1 pseudogene is annotated in these 479 nt (G+C 78.1%); it reads right to left on the bottom strand.

Going from position 1 to position 479, the window contains the following annotated elements:
* Positions 1-479: pseudogene (locus tag GSY69_RS13865) on the bottom strand (hypothetical protein); the annotation flags it as partial.

The raw sequence follows: 479 nt of genomic DNA, 5'->3' as shown, positions 1-479 counted from the left end.
AGGAAGCTGCGGTTGGGCGAGAGCTCCTCCCGGTTGGTCAGGTCGTAGGCGCGGAAGTTCGCGGAGGCCTTGCCGGAAAGAATCAGGCCTGCGCGGCCCCGCGCCCGGCCGCGGCCACCGCGATTGCGCTGCCCGCCGGCGCGCGCGAACAGGCTCCACTCCCCCTGCGCCCGGCTCAGGGCCGTGCGCACCGCCGTGAGCGCTGCGGCGGAGGGCGCGCCGCTGACGATGACCGCCCCGGTCGGCTCCGGCCCGCTGCCCACGGCCATCTCGACGCGCTCGGCACCGGGCAGGGAGAGCCGGTGGAGGCCCAGCGCCTCGAGTTCCGGCACGGCCAGGGGCAGGGTGGCGACCGGGACCACGTCGTGCGAGCCCGCGGCATGGGCCCCGGGCGTGCCTGCGGGATCCACGGCCAGCTGGACGCGCGTGCGCCACCCCAGCCCGGCCCGCTGCGCCGCGGGCGCGCACGACGTGGTCCC

It is taken from the genome of Brevibacterium rongguiense (genome assembly GCF_009857845.1).
Classification (GTDB): Bacteria; Actinomycetota; Actinomycetes; order Actinomycetales; family Brevibacteriaceae; genus Brevibacterium; species Brevibacterium rongguiense.
This window is presented reverse-complemented; position numbering and strand designations above follow the sequence as displayed.